4 protein-coding genes are annotated in these 3,106 nt (G+C 47.2%); 3 read left to right on the forward strand and 1 reads right to left on the reverse strand.

All coding sequences use genetic code 11. The features are described 5' to 3' along the window. The first annotated feature begins 925 nt into the window (after positions 1-925). Both LKK83_RS19930 and LKK83_RS19935 read left to right on the forward strand, forming a co-directional pair. Positions 926-1,060 (forward strand): hypothetical protein, encoded by a 135-nt coding sequence (locus LKK83_RS19930; protein WP_324633058.1) that lies wholly within the window; start codon positions 926-928, stop codon positions 1,058-1,060. A 344-nt stretch (positions 1,061-1,404) separates the two neighbouring features. Next, positions 1,405-1,851, forward strand: a complete 447-nt coding sequence (locus LKK83_RS19935) for a hypothetical protein (RefSeq protein ID WP_324633059.1) — start codon at positions 1,405-1,407, stop codon at positions 1,849-1,851. 333 nt (positions 1,852-2,184) lie between these two features. Here the strand turns inward: LKK83_RS19935 and LKK83_RS19940 are convergent, their stop codons facing one another. Then, the gene (locus tag LKK83_RS19940; RefSeq protein WP_324633060.1) at positions 2,185-2,349 is read right to left on the reverse strand and encodes a hypothetical protein; all 165 of its coding nucleotides are present in this window, start codon (positions 2,347-2,349) and stop codon (positions 2,185-2,187) included. A 156-nt stretch (positions 2,350-2,505) separates the two neighbouring features. On the opposite strand from LKK83_RS19940, the gene msrB reads away from it, so the two are divergent. Beyond that, complete coding sequence (msrB, locus tag LKK83_RS19945; protein WP_324633061.1) at positions 2,506-2,904, forward strand: peptide-methionine (R)-S-oxide reductase MsrB; 399 nt, start codon at positions 2,506-2,508, stop codon at positions 2,902-2,904. Positions 2,905-3,106 lie beyond the last annotated feature (202 nt).

The following is a 3,106-nucleotide window of genomic DNA, read 5'->3' on the forward strand; positions in this document are numbered from 1 at the left end:
ATTTCCACTAATCCCTTTCAGGGATTGAAACCTACTCGATCGCGGGGAGAAATCCCTAAATCCTCTTTGTCTCAATTTCCACTAATCCCTTTCAGGGATTGAAACTAGGTAAACTGTTTCCATTTCTAAACCCCTACTTGTCTCAATTTCCACTAATCCCTTTCAGGGATTGAAACTTCAGGAGGATTAAAGGTAAGGATATCTGTATTGAGCATGTCTCAATTTCCACTAATCCCTTTCAGGGATTGAAACGTATTTCTATGAGATTTCCATAGCCACCTGTATTCGTCTCAATTTCCACTAATACCTTTCAGGGATTGAAACTCTATACCTCTAATGGGGAAGAAATTAATTTCGAGTCTCAATTTCCACTAATCCCTTTCAGGGATTGAAACTAAGATAACTTCCCAGACCCAATCTCCGTATAGGTGTCTCAATTTCCACTAATCCCTTTCAGGGATTGAAACTCAATGATTTTATTGAGCTTTCTTCTGACTAATTCAGCCAAGTCTCAATTTCCACTAATCCCTTTCAGGGATTGAAACAGATAAGGCGTGTTTATCTTCTAAATCGGGCAAAGAGTCTCAATTTCAACTAATCCCTTTCAGGGATTGAAACTAGTGATACATTACCGGGACTCTCCGGCGCGTAGTCTCAAGTCTCAATTTCCACTAATCCCTTTCAGGGATTGAAACTTAATTGTCACTAATCCCTTTCAGAAATTGAAACAAACAAGTCAAAATGTTAGAGGGTAAGGGGGAGGCAGAGACTGGGGGATGGGCGGTGAGGGGTCAAAGCCCACTCACGGAGGGAAGGTGATATCGATCGCACCCCTACCCCATCTCGATCGCTGAATTCCATTGAAAACCCTCCTACCATAAAGAATAAGCATCAAACCCCGAATCGATGGAAGGAGGACATCAGAATGTCAACGGCAAATAACGACAAAACACTGCGCCCAAATCCCTATCAAACCTATCGGGATCCCAGCAGCGGAAAGTGGATCGTTGTCACGGCAAATGAAGGGAGCAACTGCAACCAAACACAACAAGCGGCTTAGAATACGCGCTTTTTTCCCATGCCTCATCCCCATCCGGGGAAAACAACCCCAAGGGTTCTCGAGCCGCAAGAGGCGACAGGAGCAATTATAAGTTTGTTTGAAAAATAATCTTGTCAGCTACCCAATCTCCCCGAAACCATTCAATCTCCGCCTTGAGGCGAGTTGATTATTTCGCGTAGCGCTTTGCTTGGGCGATTCGGATTACAAATCAGTGGTGTCACGTTCGGCTCGATAAAGTAAAAGCGTGGCGCAAATTTGCGTTACTAGAGCCAGTTTATTTAAACTCGGTCCTCCCTAACTTTAAAATCTGGGCAAATTTGCCTGTGGGTACCGAGTTTTTTTCTGTGCAAACCACGTCGGCGATCGCCCTCCTACCGCTTCTGGGGTTGAGCCATACCGCTGCAAAACCATCGCCAACCCCACACAGGGTCGGTTCGATATGGCAACTCCCTCCCTTGGGCGGCGTAGCTTTCCACCAGGGAGTGTCTCCGGAGCAATCAACGAGTTTTCATCCGGATAAACCCGCCGATCGCGCTAGTCAATTCAACGGAAATGCCCTTCAATACTTGAGAAAGTACCACCATCATGGTAGGCTAGTGATGCGGGAGTTAGTCCAGAAGACTCATCGAGTTCAAAACGCATTACTTATGCTCGAAAGATTTATTTTAGCCATGTTGCTCACCCTTTCATTACATCTGTTTATGGAAATCGGGTTAGGGCCTGCTTCGCAATCTAGTGCGGAGTTTTCTCATACCAGCCAATCGATTATTATAAACCAATATCGGCAATAAAACGGTTCGAGAGAATACATTAAAGCAAATTTTAATCGGCAGGGAGCTTCTGTTGGTTTTCTAAAACGTAGAATGGCGCAATCCAGCCCCGATTGGGTTGGTTTGAGTGTGAAGCTCAAGGGTTTCGTGAATCCCACTAACATGAGACGAGGGGAGTGGAATCACGGAGGGTGCAACTTGGCCGATCGCGCAAGGTGCCAGGGGCAAAAACCGCAGGTATTCTCTAAATCGAAACATTCACCACTGGGGCGATCGCCCACTGTGTATCGGTGGCGATATTGGCCAACTATCTCAATTTAAAATTTCTCCCCAAGACTGGCTACAGGCTTTCTCTCAATCGAACATGAAAGGCAACCTCCCCCCCCCCACTATGGTGGGATTGGCCAAGGGCTGACCCGAGAATAAAAAGCCCGACAACCGCGCGATCGCCGTGGCTTTATCCGGCAGAATACTTCGGTTATAAAACCGCAGGCGATCGCGCCTGGGGTAGCGATTCAAAGGTGGAAACCTCCACCCCGACAATGGAAAAACGGCGATCGGCAAGGACAAGCAAACTGAAAGAGGGGCGATCGGTTGCGGTTATCCTCACCTAGAGGAAAATCCACACAACGATAAAATAAAACTGTTCAACCCCAGCAAACTAAGGATGAAACGATGGTTGAGAAAGTCCAAAAAAGCGAAGCCGAATGGAAAGCGCAACTGAGTCCCGAAGAGTTTCAGGTGACGCGCAAGAAGGGAACCGAAAAACCTTTCACCGGCAAATACTACGACAATAAAGAAAAGGGTGTCTACAAATGCACCTGTTGCGGCGCCGAACTATTTAGTTCCGACACCAAATTCAATTCAGGCACCGGATGGCCTTCATTTTGGGCACCCATCGATGAAGAACACGTAAAAGAAGAAGAAGATAACAGTCTATTTATGCGCCGAACCGAGGTGTTGTGCAATGCCTGTGAGGCTCATCTCGGTCACGTCTTCAACGATGGCCCCCAACCCACTGGCTTGCGCTACTGCATTAATTCGGTAGCGCTGGATTTTGAGAAAACCAGTTAGGCTCAGAGAAAAAGGTCTGCAAAACCGCAAGGTGGCGACGCCAATCTTGGCTCTGAGCCGCACTGGGGAACCATTATAAAAATTCCCGCTCCAGGAACGGGGCGGGAAGCCATCAGGGTACATCTAATTAGGGGTCGATGAGGGCTTCGCAACCCTCACCTCCCATTCAGAACCGGACATGAGACTTTCACCTCATCCGGCT

Origin of the sequence: Phormidium sp. CCY1219 (assembly GCF_035615515.1) — a bacterium.
GTDB lineage: Bacteria > Cyanobacteriota > Cyanobacteriia > Cyanobacteriales > Laspinemataceae > CCY1219.

Excerpts from the sequence above, each read along its gene's own strand:
- LKK83_RS19930 (WP_324633058.1), top strand. The coding sequence starts at position 926 with ATGTCAACGGCAAATAACGACAAAACACTGCGCCCAAATCCCTATCAA.
- msrB (WP_324633061.1), top strand. The coding sequence starts at position 2,506 with ATGGTTGAGAAAGTCCAAAAAAGCGAAGCCGAATGGAAAGCGCAACTG.